This is a genomic window from Lysobacter antibioticus HS124, assembly GCF_000336385.2.
In the GTDB taxonomy this organism is placed as follows: domain Bacteria; phylum Pseudomonadota; class Gammaproteobacteria; order Xanthomonadales; family Xanthomonadaceae; genus Lysobacter; species Lysobacter firmicutimachus.
This window is the reverse complement of the sequence record NZ_HG424519.1, coordinates 39,773-54,692: the sequence shown is the minus strand read 5'-3', so window position 1 is coordinate 54,692 and position 14,920 is coordinate 39,773. Positions and strand designations below refer to the sequence as shown.

At 70.9% G+C, this 14,920-nt stretch carries 17 protein-coding genes; 10 read left to right on the top strand and 7 right to left on the bottom strand.

Going from position 1 to position 14,920, the window contains the following annotated elements; all coding sequences use genetic code 11:
- Window positions 1-105: 105 nt before the first annotated feature.
- Window positions 106-1,449 (top strand): 23S rRNA (uracil(1939)-C(5))-methyltransferase RlmD, encoded by a 1,344-nt coding sequence (rlmD, locus tag TX83_RS14710; RefSeq protein ID WP_064748715.1) that lies wholly within the window; start codon window positions 106-108, stop codon window positions 1,447-1,449.
- Window positions 1,450-1,479: 30 nt separating this feature from the next.
- Here the strand turns inward: rlmD and TX83_RS14705 are convergent, their stop codons facing one another.
- Entirely contained in the window at window positions 1,480-2,148 is a 669-nt protein-coding gene (locus TX83_RS14705) for a hypothetical protein (protein WP_064748714.1), read from the bottom strand.
- An 83-nt stretch (window positions 2,149-2,231) separates the two neighbouring features.
- On the opposite strand from TX83_RS14705, the gene TX83_RS14700 reads away from it, so the two are divergent.
- The 7 genes from TX83_RS14700 to TX83_RS14670 all read left to right on the top strand — a co-directional run bounded on the left by TX83_RS14700 (window position 2,232) and on the right by TX83_RS14670 (window position 7,829).
- Window positions 2,232-2,756 carry a CYTH domain-containing protein gene (locus TX83_RS14700; protein ID WP_064748713.1) on the top strand — a complete coding sequence of 175 codons (525 nt, stop codon included), beginning with the start codon at window positions 2,232-2,234 and terminating at the stop codon, window positions 2,754-2,756.
- A gap of 90 nt (window positions 2,757-2,846) precedes the next feature.
- Complete coding sequence (gene nagZ, locus TX83_RS14695; RefSeq protein WP_064748712.1) at window positions 2,847-3,857, top strand: beta-N-acetylhexosaminidase; 1,011 nt, start codon at window positions 2,847-2,849, stop codon at window positions 3,855-3,857.
- Window positions 3,857-4,411 carry a hypoxanthine-guanine phosphoribosyltransferase gene (locus TX83_RS14690; RefSeq protein WP_064748711.1) on the top strand — a complete coding sequence of 185 codons (555 nt, stop codon included), beginning with the start codon at window positions 3,857-3,859 and terminating at the stop codon, window positions 4,409-4,411. The genes nagZ and TX83_RS14690 overlap by 1 nt, the downstream gene beginning before the upstream one ends.
- A gap of 1 nt (window position 4,412) precedes the next feature.
- Window positions 4,413-5,171 (top strand): S-methyl-5'-thioinosine phosphorylase, encoded by a 759-nt coding sequence (locus TX83_RS14685; protein ID WP_064748710.1) that lies wholly within the window; start codon window positions 4,413-4,415, stop codon window positions 5,169-5,171.
- 195 nt (window positions 5,172-5,366) lie between these two features.
- Window positions 5,367-5,573: a cold-shock protein gene (locus TX83_RS14680; RefSeq protein ID WP_064748709.1), complete on the top strand. Its 207-nt coding sequence runs from the start codon at window positions 5,367-5,369 to the stop codon at window positions 5,571-5,573.
- A 256-nt stretch (window positions 5,574-5,829) separates the two neighbouring features.
- Entirely contained in the window at window positions 5,830-7,470 is a 1,641-nt protein-coding gene (locus tag TX83_RS14675; protein WP_087960736.1) for an acyl-CoA dehydrogenase family protein, read from the top strand.
- Window positions 7,467-7,829: a hypothetical protein gene (locus TX83_RS14670; RefSeq protein WP_064748708.1), complete on the top strand. Its 363-nt coding sequence runs from the start codon at window positions 7,467-7,469 to the stop codon at window positions 7,827-7,829. The genes TX83_RS14675 and TX83_RS14670 overlap by 4 nt, the downstream gene beginning before the upstream one ends.
- A 69-nt stretch (window positions 7,830-7,898) precedes the next feature.
- Here the strand turns inward: TX83_RS14670 and TX83_RS14665 are convergent, their stop codons facing one another.
- Window positions 7,899-8,126, bottom strand: coding sequence for a hypothetical protein (locus TX83_RS14665; protein ID WP_064748733.1), 228 nt, complete (start codon window positions 8,124-8,126; stop codon window positions 7,899-7,901).
- A 126-nt stretch (window positions 8,127-8,252) separates the two neighbouring features.
- On the opposite strand from TX83_RS14665, the gene TX83_RS23385 reads away from it, so the two are divergent.
- The gene (locus TX83_RS23385; protein ID WP_186442611.1) at window positions 8,253-8,429 is read left to right on the top strand and encodes a hypothetical protein; all 177 of its coding nucleotides are present in this window, start codon (window positions 8,253-8,255) and stop codon (window positions 8,427-8,429) included.
- 561 nt (window positions 8,430-8,990) lie between these two features.
- Window positions 8,991-10,190 carry a S1 family peptidase gene (locus TX83_RS14660; RefSeq protein WP_064748707.1) on the top strand — a complete coding sequence of 400 codons (1,200 nt, stop codon included), beginning with the start codon at window positions 8,991-8,993 and terminating at the stop codon, window positions 10,188-10,190.
- A 49-nt stretch (window positions 10,191-10,239) separates the two neighbouring features.
- Here TX83_RS14660 and TX83_RS14655 read toward each other — a convergent pair whose 3' ends face one another.
- From TX83_RS14655 to TX83_RS14635, 5 genes are all read right to left on the bottom strand, one after another.
- Window positions 10,240-10,569 (bottom strand): hypothetical protein, encoded by a 330-nt coding sequence (locus TX83_RS14655; protein ID WP_064748706.1) that lies wholly within the window; start codon window positions 10,567-10,569, stop codon window positions 10,240-10,242.
- A 136-nt stretch (window positions 10,570-10,705) separates the two neighbouring features.
- A complete protein-coding gene (locus TX83_RS14650; protein WP_064748705.1) occupies window positions 10,706-12,508 on the bottom strand; it encodes an ABC transporter transmembrane domain-containing protein in 1,803 nt (600 codons plus the stop codon).
- A gap of 10 nt (window positions 12,509-12,518) precedes the next feature.
- Window positions 12,519-13,136 carry an IMPACT family protein gene (locus TX83_RS14645; RefSeq protein WP_064748704.1) on the bottom strand — a complete coding sequence of 206 codons (618 nt, stop codon included), beginning with the start codon at window positions 13,134-13,136 and terminating at the stop codon, window positions 12,519-12,521.
- The gene (locus tag TX83_RS14640) at window positions 13,133-14,215 is read right to left on the bottom strand and encodes a hypothetical protein (RefSeq protein WP_064748703.1); all 1,083 of its coding nucleotides are present in this window, start codon (window positions 14,213-14,215) and stop codon (window positions 13,133-13,135) included. The genes TX83_RS14645 and TX83_RS14640 overlap by 4 nt, the downstream gene beginning before the upstream one ends.
- The gene (locus TX83_RS14635; protein WP_064748702.1) at window positions 14,212-14,766 is read right to left on the bottom strand and encodes an RNA polymerase sigma factor; all 555 of its coding nucleotides are present in this window, start codon (window positions 14,764-14,766) and stop codon (window positions 14,212-14,214) included. Before TX83_RS14635 ends, TX83_RS14640 begins: the two co-directional genes overlap by 4 nt.
- Between the last annotated feature and the right edge of the window lie 154 nt (window positions 14,767-14,920).

Here is a 14,920-nt window from a genome sequence, read left to right as displayed (position 1 = left end):
CTTCGGCGGGCCTTTCGCTTTTGCCAATCCCCAATCGCCAATCCCGGCCGACCCCGACGCGACTCCGAGTACGCGAAAATGCAACAATGGCCGGCCATTTGATTCCTGCCAGCAGCTGTGGCCCGCATCGATCAAACTCCTTTCGAGGTCGCCATCGCCGGCCTCACGCACGACGGCCGTGGCGTTGCCCGGCGTCCCGACGGCAAGGCCGTGTTCGTGGCCGGCGCGCTGCCGGGCGAACGGGTCATGGCCAAGCAGACCGCGCGTTCGCGCCATTTCGACGAGGCGGTGACGCTGGAAGTGCTGGAGGCTTCGGCCGACCGGGTCGCGCCGCGTTGCGCGCATTTCGGCACCTGCGGCGGCTGCGCGCTGCAGCATCTGTCGGAGGACCAGCAGATCCTGGCCAAGCAGCGGGTGCTGCTGGAAAACTTCGAACGCATCGGACACGTGACGCCCGAGCGCGTGCTGCCGGCGCTGACCGATTCGGCCTGGGGCTATCGGCGCAAGGGCCGGTTCTCGGTGCGCCGGGTCGAGAAGAAGGACAAGACCCTGGTCGGTTTCCGCGAGACCGATCCGCGTTTCGTCGCCGACATCCGCCGCTGCGACACGGTGATCCCGCAGATCGGCGACAAGATCGAGGCCCTGGCGACGCTGATCGACGGGCTGCAGGCGCGGCGCGAGATTCCGCAGGTGGAGTTCATCGGCGGCGACCCGCAAAGCGATCACGGCGGCATGGCGCTGACTTTCCGCCATCTGGCACCGCTGTCGGAGGCCGACCGCCAGGCCATTGTCGGTTTCGCCCGCGAGCACGCGTTCGCGGTGTTCCTGCAGCCGGGCGGCGTGGACAGCGTGCATCCGCTGTGGCCGGCCGATCCGCAGTTGTCGTTCTCGCTGCCCCAGTGGCAGCTGGAACTGAAGTTCCGGCCACTGGACTTCATCCAGGTCAACGCCGCGCTCAACGGGCGCATGATCCAGCACGCGATCGACCTGCTCGAACCGCAGGCCGAGGATCGCGTGCTCGACCTGTTCGCCGGCCTGGGCAATTTCACTTTGCCGCTGGCGCGCACGGTGCGCGAAGTGGTCGGGGTCGAGGGCGAGGCCGGGCTGGTCCAGCGCGCGCGCGACAATGCCGCGCACAACGGTCTGGGCAACGCCCAGTTCTACGCCGCCGATCTCGGTAAAGACCTCAGCGCCGAACCGTGGATGCGCGAAGGCTTCGACCGCCTGCTGCTGGATCCGCCGCGCTCGGGCGCCGACTTCGTGCTCACCCAGCTGCCGCTGAAACAGTTCAAGCGCATCGTCTACGTCAGCTGCCATCCGGCTTCGCTGGCGCGCGACGCCGGCTATCTGGTGCGCGAGAAGGGCTGGAAGCTGCGCGCGGCCGGGGTCATGGACATGTTCCCGCACACCGCACACGTGGAATCGATCGCGATGTTCGAGCCGCGCTGAGGTGCGGCTCGCGCTTGCGCTGGGCGGCGCTCAGCGCGGCGGATCCAGGCGCCAGGTGCCGTCGGCTTGCGGCACGAAGCGCAGCGTGGCCTGGTCGTCGCCTTCGGGCAGGCGCATGCCGACATCGCAGGAAACCCGCCCTTCGTCGCGGTCCAGTTCGCAGCCTTCCAGCGCCGACACGATCAGGCTCGCCGCGGCCCGCTCGTAGCGACCGCGTTGCTCGGTATCGTCCAGGCGCGGGGCGCGCAGCAACAGGTCCGCGCGCAGCAGCGCCTGCGCCTGCGCCTGCGTCCGGCTCGGCGCCGGCGGCGCCAGATCGGCCAGCGGCAGCAGGATCCAGGCGCCGTCACGCCGTTGGAAACGGTAGGTCTGGTAGGCGCCGCCCAGGCCCGATTCGAGCCGTACGATGCAATCGACCCGATCCTCGCGCAGCGGGCCGCAGAGGCGCAGCTCGCTGAGCCGGATCGATTCGACCAGCGCCTGGCCCATCGGCGTGGCCGCCGGCGATTCGGCGGCGAGCGCTGCGCGCTGCGCGGCGATGGCCTGGTCGAGCGTGGGCGCTGCCGGCGGCGATGCGGGCGTCGATGGGGGCGTCGATGGGGGCGGCGCGGCGGCGGCCAGCAGCGGCCACGCCAGGCACAACAGCGGCAGACTCAGCCGGGCAGCGCGATGCCGCGGCGGAAAGGGCAGGGCGGGCATGGCGTCCTTGCTGGAAACGGCGTTGCGCCGGGAGCGCGCATTCTACGTGCGCATTCGTTCGCCGCACTCGGCCATAATGGCGCATGGGCATCGAAATCGAACGCAAATTCCTCGTCGTCGGCGACGGCTGGCGCGCCGCCGCGCACAAAGTCGTGCCGATGGCGCAGGGTTATCTCAACGACCTCGACGCGATGGAGCCCGGCGCCGGGCGCAGCGCGATGAAAGCCTCGGTGCGGGTGCGCATCGCCGGCGACGAGGCTTATCTGAATCTGAAATCGCGCGAACTCGGCCACACCCGGCAGGAATTCGACTACCCGATCCCGGTCGCGGACGCGCGCGCGCTGCTGGCGCTGTGCGTCGGCGGGCTGGTCGATAAGCGCCGGCACTACATCGAGCACGCCGGCCGGCTATGGGAGGTCGACGAGTTCCTCGGCGACAACGCCGGGCTGGTGGTGGCGGAAATCGAGCTGGAGCGCGCCGACGCGCCGTTCGAGCGTCCCGCCTGGGCCGGCGCCGAGGTCACCGACGCGCAGCGCTACTACAACCTGGCCCTGGCGACCCGGCCGTATGCGGCCTGGACCCAGGCCGAACGCGACGGCGCCGGCTGAATCCGCCGGCCGGGCAGGGTGCGCCCGCCGCGGCATCTGCGAGACAATGGCGCCAGCGCGTCCGGCGCTGACTTTTCCCAGGAGTTCCGCATGCTCGTGATCGGCGTCGCCGGTACCGAACTCACCGCGCAGGAGCGCGACTGGCTGCAGCACGACGCCTGCGCCGGCGTGATCCTGTTCAGCCGCAACTTCGCCTCGCGCGCGCAGGTGACCGAGCTCTCGGCGGCGATCCGCGGGGCCGCGCCGCGGCCGCAGCTGATCTGCGTCGACCAGGAAGGCGGGCGGGTGCAGCGTTTCCGCGAGGGCTATAGCGCGCTGCCGCCGCTGGAGGTATTCGGCAAGCTCTACGCCGAGGACCGCGACGCCGCGCTGCGCCTGGCCGAGGAGCACGCCGGGTTGATGGCGGCCGAAGTCCAGGCCAGCGGCGTCGACCTGAGCTTCGCGCCGGTGGTCGACCTGGGCCGCGGCAACCTGGCGATCGGCAACCGCGCCTTCGATGCCGATCCGCAGATCGTGGCCGAGTTCACCCGCGCCTACATCCGCGGCATGCACGGACGCGGCATGGCCGCCACGCTCAAGCATTTTCCCGGCCACGGCTCGGTGCGGGCCGACACCCATTTCGACCAGGCCGCCGATCCGCGCACGCTCGACGAGTTGCGCGCCACCGACCTGATTCCCTTCGTCGCCGGCATCGAGGCCCAGGCCGACGCGGTAATGATGGCGCACGTGTCCTATCCGGCGGTCGCGCCGGAACCGGCCGGTTACTCGCGGCGCTGGATCGAAGAGATCCTGCGCGGCGACCGCGCACAGGGCGGGCTCGGTTTCCGCGGCGTGGTGTTCAGCGACGACATCGGCATGGCCGCGGCGTTCTCGGTCGGTGGTGTCAAGGCGCGGATCGACGCGCACCTGGACGCCGGCTGCGACGTGGTCCTGGTCTGCCACCCGCAACTGGTCGAGGAATCCCTGGCCGCGGTCGCCGGCCGCCGGCTCAACACTGCCGCGCTGACCGGACTGATCGGTCGCGGCGCGCTGGGCTGGGACGGCCTGATCGCCGACGCCGCCTACGCACCCACCCGCCAACGTCTGGAAGGATTGGCCTGATGACTTCGCACGACCTGGCCGCGGCGCTCGCCGATGCCGATCTGATCCACGACCGCCGCAGCCTGGAGCGCGAGATCGCGCGCATGGCGGTAGCGATCCGCAACGATTACGCCGGCGCCCGCCCGGTGTACCTGACCATCATGCACGGCGGCCTGCCGTTCGCCGCGCAGCTGGCGATGGAGCTGGGCCAGCGCGGCCTGGATCTGGAATTCGACTACCTGCACGCGACCCGTTACCGCGGCCAGACCACCGGCGCGGACCTGGTCTGGAAGCATCGACCGGCGACGCCGTTGCGCGGCCGCCGGGTGCTGCTGGTCGACGACATCGTCGACGAGGGCCACACCTTGCTCGGCATCCGCGACTGGTGCCGCGAACAGGGCGCCGCCGAGGTCCGCATCGCCGCGCTGGCGGTGAAGCGCCACGACCGCTGCGTCGACGGCCTGCGCGCCGACTACGTCGGAGTGGAGGTGCCGGACCGCTACGTGTTCGGCTACGGCATGGATTTCTACGAGCAGGGCCGCAACCTGCCCGCGATCTACGCATTGAAGGATTGAGATGAGCGCGCCCGCAATCGATCTGGCCGTGATCGGCGGCACCGGCCTGTACCGCCTGGCCGAGCTGCAAGATGTGCAGTCGCAGCAGCCCGAGACGCGTTACGGCGCGCCGTCCGGCCCGATCCGGGTCGGCACGCTCGGCGGTCGCCGGATCGCCTTCCTGGCCCGTCACGGCGAAGGCCATTCGCTGCCGCCGCACCAGATCAACTACCGCGCCAATCTGGCCGCACTGCAGGCGATCGGCGCGCGCCGGGTGTTGGCGCTCAATACGGTCGGAGGCATCACCGAACGGTTCGGCCCGCGCGTGCTGGCTTGTCCGGATCAACTGATCGATTACACCTGGGGCCGCATCTCGACGATCTGCGAAGAGCCCGGCAGCGAAGTGCTGCACGTGGACTTCGGCGAGCCGTACACGCGCAGCCTGCGCGCGGCGGTGCTCGCCGCGGCGGCGCAGGCGGGCGTGGCCCTGGTCGACGGCGGCTGCTACGGCGCGACCCAGGGGCCGCGCCTGGAAACGCGCGCCGAGATCCTGCGCATGCGTCGCGACGGGTGCGATCTGGTCGGCATGACCGGCATGCCCGAGGCCGGGTTGGCGCGCGAACTGGGCCTGGACTACGCCTGTCTGGCGATCGTCGCCAACTGGGCGGCCGGCGCCGGTCCGGACCCGGACGAAGTCATCACCCTGCAGGACGTGCTCGACAACGTCGCCGCGGCCTCGGCCGGGCTGCCGGCCTTGCTGGGCGCCGTGTTGGATCAGTGATCGGTTTCGCATAAACCGCGATGCGCGGATTCGAACCGGCGCCGACCTGGCCGGTTCGGTTGCGCAAATACGTGGCCGATGCCGTCACGTTGAGCCGTTGTCTTCCATGGGCGCAGTTTGCATACTCGCCTTGCGTCTTCAGGCACACTCGCCGGCGACGCACGTCAACGCATCCAGCATGAGGTCAATAAGGATATGCAGTACGGCACCGTGAAGTGGTTCAACGACGCCAAGGGCTTCGGTTTCATCTCGCCCGAAGACGGTAGCGCGGATGTATTCGTGCACTTCTCCGCGATCAACGCCAAGGGCTTTCGCAGCCTGCAGGAAGGCCAGCGCGTCAGCTACCAGCTGACCCAGGGCCCGAAGGGCGCCCAAGCTTCCGAGGTTACTCCGGCGGCCTGATCGCGTCGCTCGCGGCCAGTCCGCGCCTGACCGATCGCATCGGACAGTTTCCAAGGCCCCGCGTAGCGGGGCCTTTCTTTTTGCGCGATTCGCGCCCCGGGGGGGGAAAGCGGATGCCTCTTGGCGACGGGGGCCCCAGCCGGCTTCGCGCCGACTTACCGCACCAGCGCGATACTGAGCTTGGGCTCTCCCCCGAGCCTCTAAGCTCCGATTCCCGATTCCCGATTCCCGATTCCCCGCCCAAAGGAGTAGCGCAGTGAAGGAAGCATTGCCGCCGTTCGCCACCCATCGGGTCGAGAACCAGCCGCCGGCGTTCGCGCCGCGCGATCTGTGGCGCGAGGACGCGGCCTTGCGCGAAGCGGTCGCGGCCGAGGGCGGCGACGCGCATGCGCAGGCCCTGGCGCGCTACGGCGCGCTGGCCGGCGACGAGTTGTACCGGCTCAGCTTCGACGCGCACCGCGACAAGCCGCGCCTGCGCCAGTACGACGCCGGCGGCCAGCGCATCGACCTGGTCGAGTTCCATCCCAGTTATCACGCCATCATCGGCGCGGCGATCGAGCACGGCGTGGCCGGGCTGTCCTGGCATCGGCCCGGGCCCGGCGCGCACGTGGCGCGCGCGGCGCTGAGTTATCTGCATCACCAGGTCGAGCCGGGCACCAGTTGTCCGTTGACCATGACCCATGCCGCGGTGCCGGTGCTGCGGCACGCGCCGGCCTTGGCCGAATGGGCGCGCAAGGCGGCGACGCCGGCCTACGACGGTCGCGACGTCGCCGCCGCCGACAAGCCGGGCCTGACCCTGGGCATGGGCATGACCGAGAAGCAGGGCGGCTCGGACGTGCGCGCCAACCAGACCGTGGCGCGGCCGCTGGCGGGCGACGAGTACGAGTTGGTCGGGCACAAGTGGTTCTTCTCAGCGCCGATGTCGGACGCGTTCCTGGTCCTGGCGCAGGCGCCGGCCGGCCTGAGCTGTTTCCTGATGCCGCGTTGGCATCCGCACGGAGGCAAGAACGCGCTGCGGTTGATGCGGCTCAAGGACAAGCTCGGCGACTGGTCCAATGCGTCGTCGGAAGTCGAGTTCCAAGGCGCCTGGGCGCAGCGCATCGGCGAAGAAGGGCGCGGCGTGGCGACCATCATCGAGATGGTGATGCTGACCCGGCTGGACTGCATGCTCGGCTCGGCCGCACAGATGCGCATGGCGCTGGCGCAGGCGCTGCACCACGCGCGGCATCGGCGCAGCTTCGGCAAGCGTTTGATCGAGCACGCGCTGATGCGCAACGTGCTCGCCGACCTGACGATCGAATCGGAGGCGGCGACCCGCTTCGCGATCCGCGTCGCCGGCGCGGTCGACCGCGCCGGCGACGACCCGGTCCAGGCCGCATTCGCGCGCATCGCCACCGCCATCGGCAAGTACTGGATCTGCAAGCGCGCGCCGGCCTTCGTCAACGAAGCCCAGGAATGCCTCGGCGGCGCCGGCTATGTTGAAGAATCGCTGCTGCCGCGCCTGTACCGGCAGGCGCCGTTGAACTCGATCTGGGAGGGCAGCGGCAACATCCAATGCCTGGATGTGCTGCGCGCGCTGGGCCGCGAGCCGCAGACCGCACAGGCGCTGCTGGCCGAGCTGGACGCCGCGGCCGGACGCGATGCGGATTTCGATGCGTATTCGACGCCGCTGCGCGAGGCCTTGAGCGGGCGCACGGCGATCTGCGAAGCGCAGGCGCGATTGTGGACCGAACGCCTGGCGCTGAGCCTGCAGGCGGCCTATCTATTGCGCAGCGGCAGCCCCTTGGCCGGCGCGTTCTGCGCCAGCCGGCTCGGCGGCGGCCGCGGCCAGATCTACGGCAGCCTGCACAGCGACGAGAGTTTCGAACGGGCTTTGCTGCGCGCGGGCGGCGAATGAGCGCGACGCCGGAACGGGCGCGACGCAGCGGCTTGCGCACCGCCTCGTGGGGGCTCGGCGCCGCGTCGGTGGCGCTGCCGGCGGCGCTGTTCGCCTATCAGAGCCATCAGCTCCGGGTCTGGGCGGAACAACATCCCGGCGGCGTCTGCGGCATGGGCATGTTCGCCGCGATCGCGCTGTCGGCGCTGCTCAGCATCGGCCTGTCGGCGCTGGCCTTGCTGCTGGGGTGGTTGGATCATCGCGAATGGCGTCGCCCGCTGTCGTTGCGCCGCGCCATCGAGCTGTTGCTGGTCGGTGCGGTCTGCGAGGCGGCCTTGGTCGCTTGCGCGGCGGCGCTCGTCGCCAACGCCTGGGATTGAGCTTCACCTCGAATGCCGCACACCGGTTCGCCGCGACGCGCTCGATTCGGCGCGCTCGATCCGGTTCGTTCACGTCCATTTGCGCGCATACGCATCGTGCGCATGTCGGTTGATGTAGGTGGCCAGGCCGCGTCCGGCCGATGCCAGCGCCTGCATCCGTTCGATGACCTCGGCGCCGGCGCTGGCCGCCGTGTACAGGTACTGCGAGCCGTCGGCGAACTCGACCGCGATCGCCTGCGGCTCGATCCGGTAGCCGCGTACGCCGGAGTCGCCGGAAAGATTGCGGTAGCGGGTCATCGCGGACGGCATCTGAATGGCGCGGACGACCGGTCGTCGTCCCGAGCGCGGAGATTGACCGTATCGTGCGCCGGATGGGTGTAAGTTTGGGTGAGGCGGCCGTGGGCGCCGCCGCAGGAGGTCGCCATGCGTGGTCCTCGTAAAACCCAGGCCCTGGCCTTGATCGCCCTGGCCGCGGTGCCGCCGCCGGCGCACGGTTCGGATTTTTCCCTGGCCTTCATGTTGCTGAGCCGCGGCGCGGGTCTGCTTGCGCTGTGCGCGTTCGCGGCCTGGTGGATCGGCGAGCGCTATCGCACGCAGTGAGTCGCGCTGCCGCCGCGGTGCTGGCGGTGCGGTCGCGCGGTCGCGCGATCGCGCCGATTGCGTTCCCGGCGCGGATGTCGAATCGCGGCTACGACTCTGAGCATTCGATCTCGGCGCGAACCGCGACGTGCATGGGGCTGAGCCGATGCGTCCGATCGGGCCATCGGCGACGACGTCCGGCGGCTCGCGCGCCGGCGCTCGACCGATCGCCGCCGCTGCGCGTGGAGCGCATCGGTTTGCGCGCTTTTCGCGCAATTCTTCAGCTCGCTGTACGCAACCCATGCTGCAGCGCAAGGATGCGCCGGCGCATCGTCGTTGCGACGGCATGCGCGTGCCGTAGTTGTGACGCGCTTCGGGATCAGCGTGTGATGCGCCCTCGCAGCGGCGCCTTGCCGCGGCGGCATGCGATCCACTTAGCTGAGCGCTCCCGTTGTCCGTCCGCTACGACGCCACGAACTACCCGGGATTCGACGACGGGCCGCCGTCCCGACGACGGCGCCGCGAGGCCGCTGCGGCCTCATCCGAGTCATGTCAGTTCCCCATCCTAAGGAGCTTTCCCACATGTCCGTTTCGATTTCCCGCCAGTCCGCCCGCAAAATCTCGCTGTCAGCCTGTGTCGCGCTCGCCGCAGCGGCCACGTTCGCATCGGGCGCCGCCGTCGCCGGCGATACGGTCGATGCGCAGTTGAAGTTCGCGATGCAGCGCGACCTGGGCATCTTCCCGGGCCAGTACGCCCAGTATCTGGCGACCGAGCGCTTGGCCCAGAGCCAGGGCCGCGCGATCGAACGCGAGTTCGGCAGCGCTTACGCCGGCAGCTGGATCGAACGCAATGCCGACGGCAGCTTCAAGCTGGTCGCCGCCAGCGCGGGCGCGCGCAAGTCGTCGTCGATCGGCGGCGTGGAAGTACGCAACGTTCGCCACAGCCTCAAGCAGCTGCAGCAGTCGATGGACCTGCTCGACGCCAGTTCGCGCGCCCGCATCAAAGGCATCAGCAAGCCGCTGACCGGTGTGCAGAGCTGGTACGTCGATCCGGTCAGAAATTCGGTGGTGGTGAAGGTCGACCAGGGCGCGCTGGACCGCGGCATCGACTTCGTCGCCCTCAGCGGCGCCGACAGCGGTTCGGTGCGGATCGAGGAAACGCCCGGCACGCTGCAGACGGCGGCGACGATCGTCGGCGGCATCGAGTACTCGATCAACAACGCCTCGCTGTGCTCGGTCGGCTTTTCGGTCACCCGCAGCTCGACCAAGGGCTTCGTCACCGCCGGCCACTGCGGCTCGGCCGGCGCGATCGTGCGCATCGGCGGCGCCCAGGTCGGCTCCTTCGCCGCCTCGCGGTTCCCGGGCAACGACCGCGCCTGGGTCAGCGTCGGCAGCGGCAACACCCTGCAGCCGTGGGTCAGCAACTACAGCGGCGGTAACGTGATCGTGCGCGGCAGCACCGAGGCGGCGATCGGCGCGGCGGTGTGCCGCTCCGGCCGTACCACCGGCTATCGCTGCGGCACCATCACCGCCAAGAACGTCACCGCCAACTACGCCCAGGGCGCGGTCTACGGCCTGACCCAGGGCAATGCCTGCATGGGCCGCGGCGATTCGGGCGGCTCCTGGATCACCAGCGCCGGCCAGGCGCAGGGCGTGATGTCCGGCGGCAACGTCCAGGCCAACGGCAACAACTGCGGCATCCCGGCCTCGCAGCGCAGCAGCCTGTTCGAGCGCCTCAATCCGATCCTGAGCCAGTACGGGCTGAGTCTGGTTCGCGGCTGACGGCGTCGCGGCAGGAGCGCCCCGCCGCGGTGGGGCGCTCTCGCTTCGGTCAGCCGAGGCCGGCGGTGATCGCAAACAGCAGTATGACGACCCAGAGAATCGCGCTGCCGAGCATGCCAACGATCAGGCTTTTGCCGAAGGTGATGCCGAACAGCCACCGGTAGAGCAGGCACGTGCCGACAAAGCCGATGGCCAGCCCCAGCCAATCGGGGGCGATGCAGGCGCCGGCTGCCTCGACCAGGGCCTGCTGCAAGGCCAACGCCAGCGCAGCGATCCATACACTGCCGCGCTGCGCACCGGCCGCGCGCGCGCTGTACACGACCGGCACGATGGCCACGCACAGGAACACCCCGGCCGAGATCCAAAAAAGCTCCGCCATCGGCTACAGGCCTCTGCGTCGTGCGCGGCGACGGCGAAGCCTCGTGCGGTCCTGGGCCGGATGGCGTCGCGGACAGGCCGCGGGTTCGGCGTCGGCAGGGACGGCGACGCTGGTGCCTTGCACAAGGCTCCGCATTTCAGTCCAGGAACTGCAGCTTGGCCAGCTCGGCGTACAACCCGCCCTGGGCCAGCAACTGCTCGTGGGTGCCTTCGGCGACGATCCGGCCGCGGTCCATGACCACGATCCGGTCGGCCTTGAGCACGGTCGCCAGGCGGTGGGCGATGACCAGGGTGGTGCGGCCCTGCATCAGGGTTTCCAGGGCCTGCTGTACCGCGCGCTCGCTCTGCGCGTCGAGCGCGCTGGTGGCCTCGTCGAGCAACAGGATCGGCGCGTCCTTGAGCAGGGCGCGGGCGATGGCGATGCGTTGCTGCTGACCGCCGGACAGGCGCGTGCCGCGTTCGCCCAGTTCGGCCGACAGGCCGTCGGGCAAGGCCTGGATGAAATCGGCCGCGTGGGCCGCGCTCACCGCCTGTTCGAGCTCCGCTTCGCTGGCCTCGAGCCGGCCGTAGCGGATGTTGTCGCGCGCGCTGGCGGCGAAGATGGTGGGTTGCTGCGGGACCAGGGCGATCGATTGGCGCAATGCCGCCGGATCGAGCTCGCGTACGTCGGCGCCGTCGACCGACACCGCGCCCTGCTGCGGGTCGTGGAAACGCAGCAGGATCGAGAACACGGTGCTCTTGCCGGCGCCGGACGGGCCGACCAGGGCCACGGTCTCGCCGGGTCGCACGCGCAGGCTGAAGTCTTCCAGCGCCGGCAGGTCCGGGCGCATCGGATAATGGAAACCGACCCGGTCGAACACCAACTCGCCGCGCACCGGCTGCGGCAGCGCGCGCGGTTGCGCCGGCGCGGTCACCGCGTTGGTTTCCTCCAGCAGCTCGCCGATCCGGCTCATGCCGCCGGCGGCGCGCTGCAGGTCGTTCCAGACCTCGGCCAGGGCGCCGACCGAGCCGCCGCCGATCAGGGCGTAGAGCACGAACTGGCCCAGGGTGCCGGCGCTCATGCGCCCGGCGACCACGTCGTGCGCGCCCGACCACAGCACCAGGGTGATCGCGCCGAACACCAGGGTGATGGCGATCGCGGTGACCCAGGCCTGGGCGCTGATGCGGCGGCTGGCGGCCTTGATCGCGATCAGCAGCGACTCGTTGAAGCGGCCGCGCTCGTAAGGCTCGCGCGCGTGCGCCTGGACCGTGCGCACCGCGCCGAGGGTCTCGCTGGCCAGGGCGTTGGCGTCGGCGACCCGGTCCTGGCTGGCGCGCGAGATCTTTTGCAGCCGGCGCCCGCCGATCACGATCGGCAGCACCGCCAGCGGAATGGCGACCAGGGCGTACAGGGCCAGCCGCGGACTGGTCACGAACAGCATCGCCAGGCTGCCGACCACCGTGACCGCGCTGCGCAGCGCCACCGACATGCTCGAACCGACCACGCTGCGCAGCAATTCAGCGTCGGCGGTCAGGCGCGAGATCAGCTCGCCGCTGCGGTTGCGGTCGTGGAAGCCGACGTCGAGGGTAATCAGGTGGTTGTACAAGGTCTCGCGCAGGTCGGCCACCACCCGCTCGCCCAACACCGAGACGAAGTAGAAGCGCACCGCGGTGGCCAGGGCCAGGGCGACCGCGACCGCGAACAGCAGCAGGAAGGCGCGGTCGATCGCGCCGCTGCCGCCGCCGGCGGCGCTCTGGGCGAAGCCTTGGTCGATCATGGTCTTGAACGCGACCGGCAGGCTCAGGGTCGCGGTGCTGGACGCGGCCAACGCGAACAGCCAGGCGACGAACAGGCCGCGGTGCTTGCGCACGAACGGCCACAGGGTGCGCAAGCTGCCGATCGGCGCCTTCTTGCGGGGTTCGGCTGCGGCGGCGCGGCGGCCGCTGGGCGTGTCGCTCATCGGGTGAAGGTCATCCAAGGGGGCTCGCGCCGGGCTCGTCGAGGCGTACCCGATTACGTGTGGCGTCGCGCAGCTGCGCTTTCAAGGCGGGCAATTGCGACGCCGGCAGGCGGATCCGCACCCGCACGCCATCGGCGCTGTAGCGTTCTTCGGTCTTTTCCGCGCCGTGGGCGGCGAACGCGGCATGGACCGCGCCGGTGTCCTCGAAGCCGAAGCTGAGCTCGAGTTCGTCGTAGCGGACCAGTTCGCGGCGCGGCGCGCGGCGCAGGCATTCGGCGGCGCAGCCGCCGTAGGCGCGGACCAGGCCGCCGGCGCCGAGCTTGATGCCGCCGTACCAGCGGGTCACCACCACCGCGATCCGGTCGTAGCCCTGGCCGTCGATCGCGGCCAGGATCGGCCGCCCGGCGGTGCCGGCCGGCTCGCCGTCGTCGTTGAAGCGGTATTGGGCGCCGATGCGGTAGGCCCAGCAGTTGTGGGTCGCGGCCGGGTCGCCGACCTCGGCGAAGAAGGCCAGCGCCGCTTCCGGGGTCTCGACCGGGGCGGCCAAGGCCAGGAAACGGCTGTGCTTGACCTCCTGGGCCAGGCTGGCGCGCTCGGCCAGGGTCGAGGCGCCGGCGGGCGCGTTCATTTCAGCAGCGGCCGCAGGTCGTCCGGAATCCGCGTCCGCGGGTGGGCGCTGCGGAAACGGCGCAGGCCGTCGCGGGCGCGCTCGATCTGGCCGGCGTCGCGGTACTCGCGGATGCGTTGCAGCCACTGTGCCGGCGCCAGGCGCGCATCGTCGGCGTCGGCGGCCGCGCCGATCCGGCTTCCGGTCACTTCGATCCGGTCCAGGGCGACCGAGTCGGCAGCGGCCTCGGCGGCCGGAGCGGCTGCGGGAGCGGCCTTGGCTTCCACGGCGCCGGCCGCGGTGGCCTTGCGGGCCGCGGTTTCGGAGGCGAGCGGGGCCGGCCGGGCCTCGGCGGCCCGGTAGTCCTGGCTCTGATCGCGACCGGCGGCCGCGTTCTGCGCCGCCGGAGCCGACGAACGCGAACTTACTGCGCTGGACGGCGCGGCTGGCGCGGCCGAAGCAGGGGCGGGCGGGGCCGGTGGCGCCGGCGGCGGGGCCGGCATGTCGATCGGCGCGGGCTCTTCGGGCAGCGAGAACGCTTGCGGCGGGGCGCGCCTGGCCTGGTGCGGTTCGGCCTGGGGCGCTTCGGCGCTGCGTTCGCGCCGGGCGTCGCCGGCCGGTACGGGCGCGGCGGCTTGGGTGCGCGCCGGGAGCGCCGGCGCGGCAGCGGCGCCCGCTGCGTCGGCGACTTCGAGCGGGGGAGGAACCGCTGCCGGGGCGACCGCGGCGGCGTCCGCCGCTGCTGCCGAATCCTGGCCCGGCGTTGCGGCGGTGATCGCTTCGGTCTCGGCGGCCGTCGCGGCCGGTGCCGAAACCGTGGCCGGGTCCTCGCCCACGGCTTCGAAGCTCTTGCCGGTGGGGCGCAACTGCCAGGCGATGCCGACCGCCAGGCTCAGCGAGGCGGCGACGCCTATCCACGCCGGCCAGCGCGAACGCGGCCGCGCGCGCGGCGCCTGCGCCACCGCGGCATGGGCGGCGGCCAGGATCCTGGCGTCGAGCGCCGGCGAGGGGCCGTCGTGCGGGCCCACCCGCAGCAGGCGGTCGGCCAGCTCGCGTTCTTCGGCCGTCAACGGATCGGGGGCGTCGGGACGGCGGTTCATTCGGTCAACCTCGCGCGCAACTTGTCCATCGCGTAGCGCAGCCGGGACTTCACGGTCTCGCGGCCGGCTCCGGTGATGGCGCCGATGTCCTCCAGACTGAGTTCCTGTTCCAGCCGCAGCAGCACGACTTCGCGCTGTTCCTGCGGCAATTCTTCGATGGCGCGCTGCAGCCGCCGGCGCTGTTCGAACTCCGACAGCTCGCGCTCGGGCGTAGTCGGGTCGGGCACGCGCGCGGCGCGCTCGTCGCCGTCCTCCGGCGCCGCCGGGCGGTGCTTGAGCCCGCGCCAGTGATCGTTGAGGCGGTTATGGGCGATCCGGAACAGCCAGGTGCTGAACGCCGCTTCCGGTTTCCAGCCGTGCCGCGCCGCGATCACCCGCTGCCAGACGTCCTGGAAAAACTCGTCGGCGAGCGCCGAATCACGGATTTGCCGCAGCAGGAAGCGGTACAAGGGGCCGCGATGACGCGCGTACAGCACCTCGAACGCGGCGGCATCGCCGCCGGTCCAGGCGAGCATGAGCACGTCGTCGCTGGCATCCGCACCGGAATTCATCCGCGGCAGGGTACGGCTTGGCGACGCCGACGGGAAGCGCTTGCGCGTCGCCGGAGCCTCGTATAGCGGTAGGTGCTGGGCCATCGGCATGATCGGGTCAACGGCCCGGGGCCCGGCATGGGGTTGGCCTATGCCGCTCCCGTAAAGCTCGCGT

Coding starts and splice junctions, on each gene's coding strand:
- TX83_RS14705 (WP_064748714.1), bottom strand. CDS start 2,148: ATGCCCGCCCTGCCCTTTCCGCCGCGGCATCGCGCTGCCCGGCTGAGT.
- TX83_RS14700 (WP_064748713.1), top strand. CDS start 2,232: ATGGGCATCGAAATCGAACGCAAATTCCTCGTCGTCGGCGACGGCTGG.
- nagZ (WP_064748712.1), top strand. CDS start 2,847: ATGCTCGTGATCGGCGTCGCCGGTACCGAACTCACCGCGCAGGAGCGC.
- TX83_RS14690 (WP_064748711.1), top strand. CDS start 3,857: ATGACTTCGCACGACCTGGCCGCGGCGCTCGCCGATGCCGATCTGATC.
- TX83_RS14685 (WP_064748710.1), top strand. CDS start 4,413: ATGAGCGCGCCCGCAATCGATCTGGCCGTGATCGGCGGCACCGGCCTG.
- TX83_RS14680 (WP_064748709.1), top strand. CDS start 5,367: ATGCAGTACGGCACCGTGAAGTGGTTCAACGACGCCAAGGGCTTCGGT.
- TX83_RS14670 (WP_064748708.1), top strand. CDS start 7,467: ATGAGCGCGACGCCGGAACGGGCGCGACGCAGCGGCTTGCGCACCGCC.
- TX83_RS14665 (WP_064748733.1), bottom strand. CDS start 8,126: ATGACCCGCTACCGCAATCTTTCCGGCGACTCCGGCGTACGCGGCTAC.
- TX83_RS23385 (WP_186442611.1), top strand. CDS start 8,253: ATGCGTGGTCCTCGTAAAACCCAGGCCCTGGCCTTGATCGCCCTGGCC.
- TX83_RS14660 (WP_064748707.1), top strand. CDS start 8,991: ATGTCCGTTTCGATTTCCCGCCAGTCCGCCCGCAAAATCTCGCTGTCA.
- TX83_RS14655 (WP_064748706.1), bottom strand. CDS start 10,569: ATGGCGGAGCTTTTTTGGATCTCGGCCGGGGTGTTCCTGTGCGTGGCC.
- TX83_RS14650 (WP_064748705.1), bottom strand. CDS start 12,508: ATGAGCGACACGCCCAGCGGCCGCCGCGCCGCCGCAGCCGAACCCCGC.
- TX83_RS14645 (WP_064748704.1), bottom strand. CDS start 13,136: ATGAACGCGCCCGCCGGCGCCTCGACCCTGGCCGAGCGCGCCAGCCTG.
- TX83_RS14640 (WP_064748703.1), bottom strand. CDS start 14,215: ATGAACCGCCGTCCCGACGCCCCCGATCCGTTGACGGCCGAAGAACGC.
- TX83_RS14635 (WP_064748702.1), bottom strand. CDS start 14,766: ATGAATTCCGGTGCGGATGCCAGCGACGACGTGCTCATGCTCGCCTGG.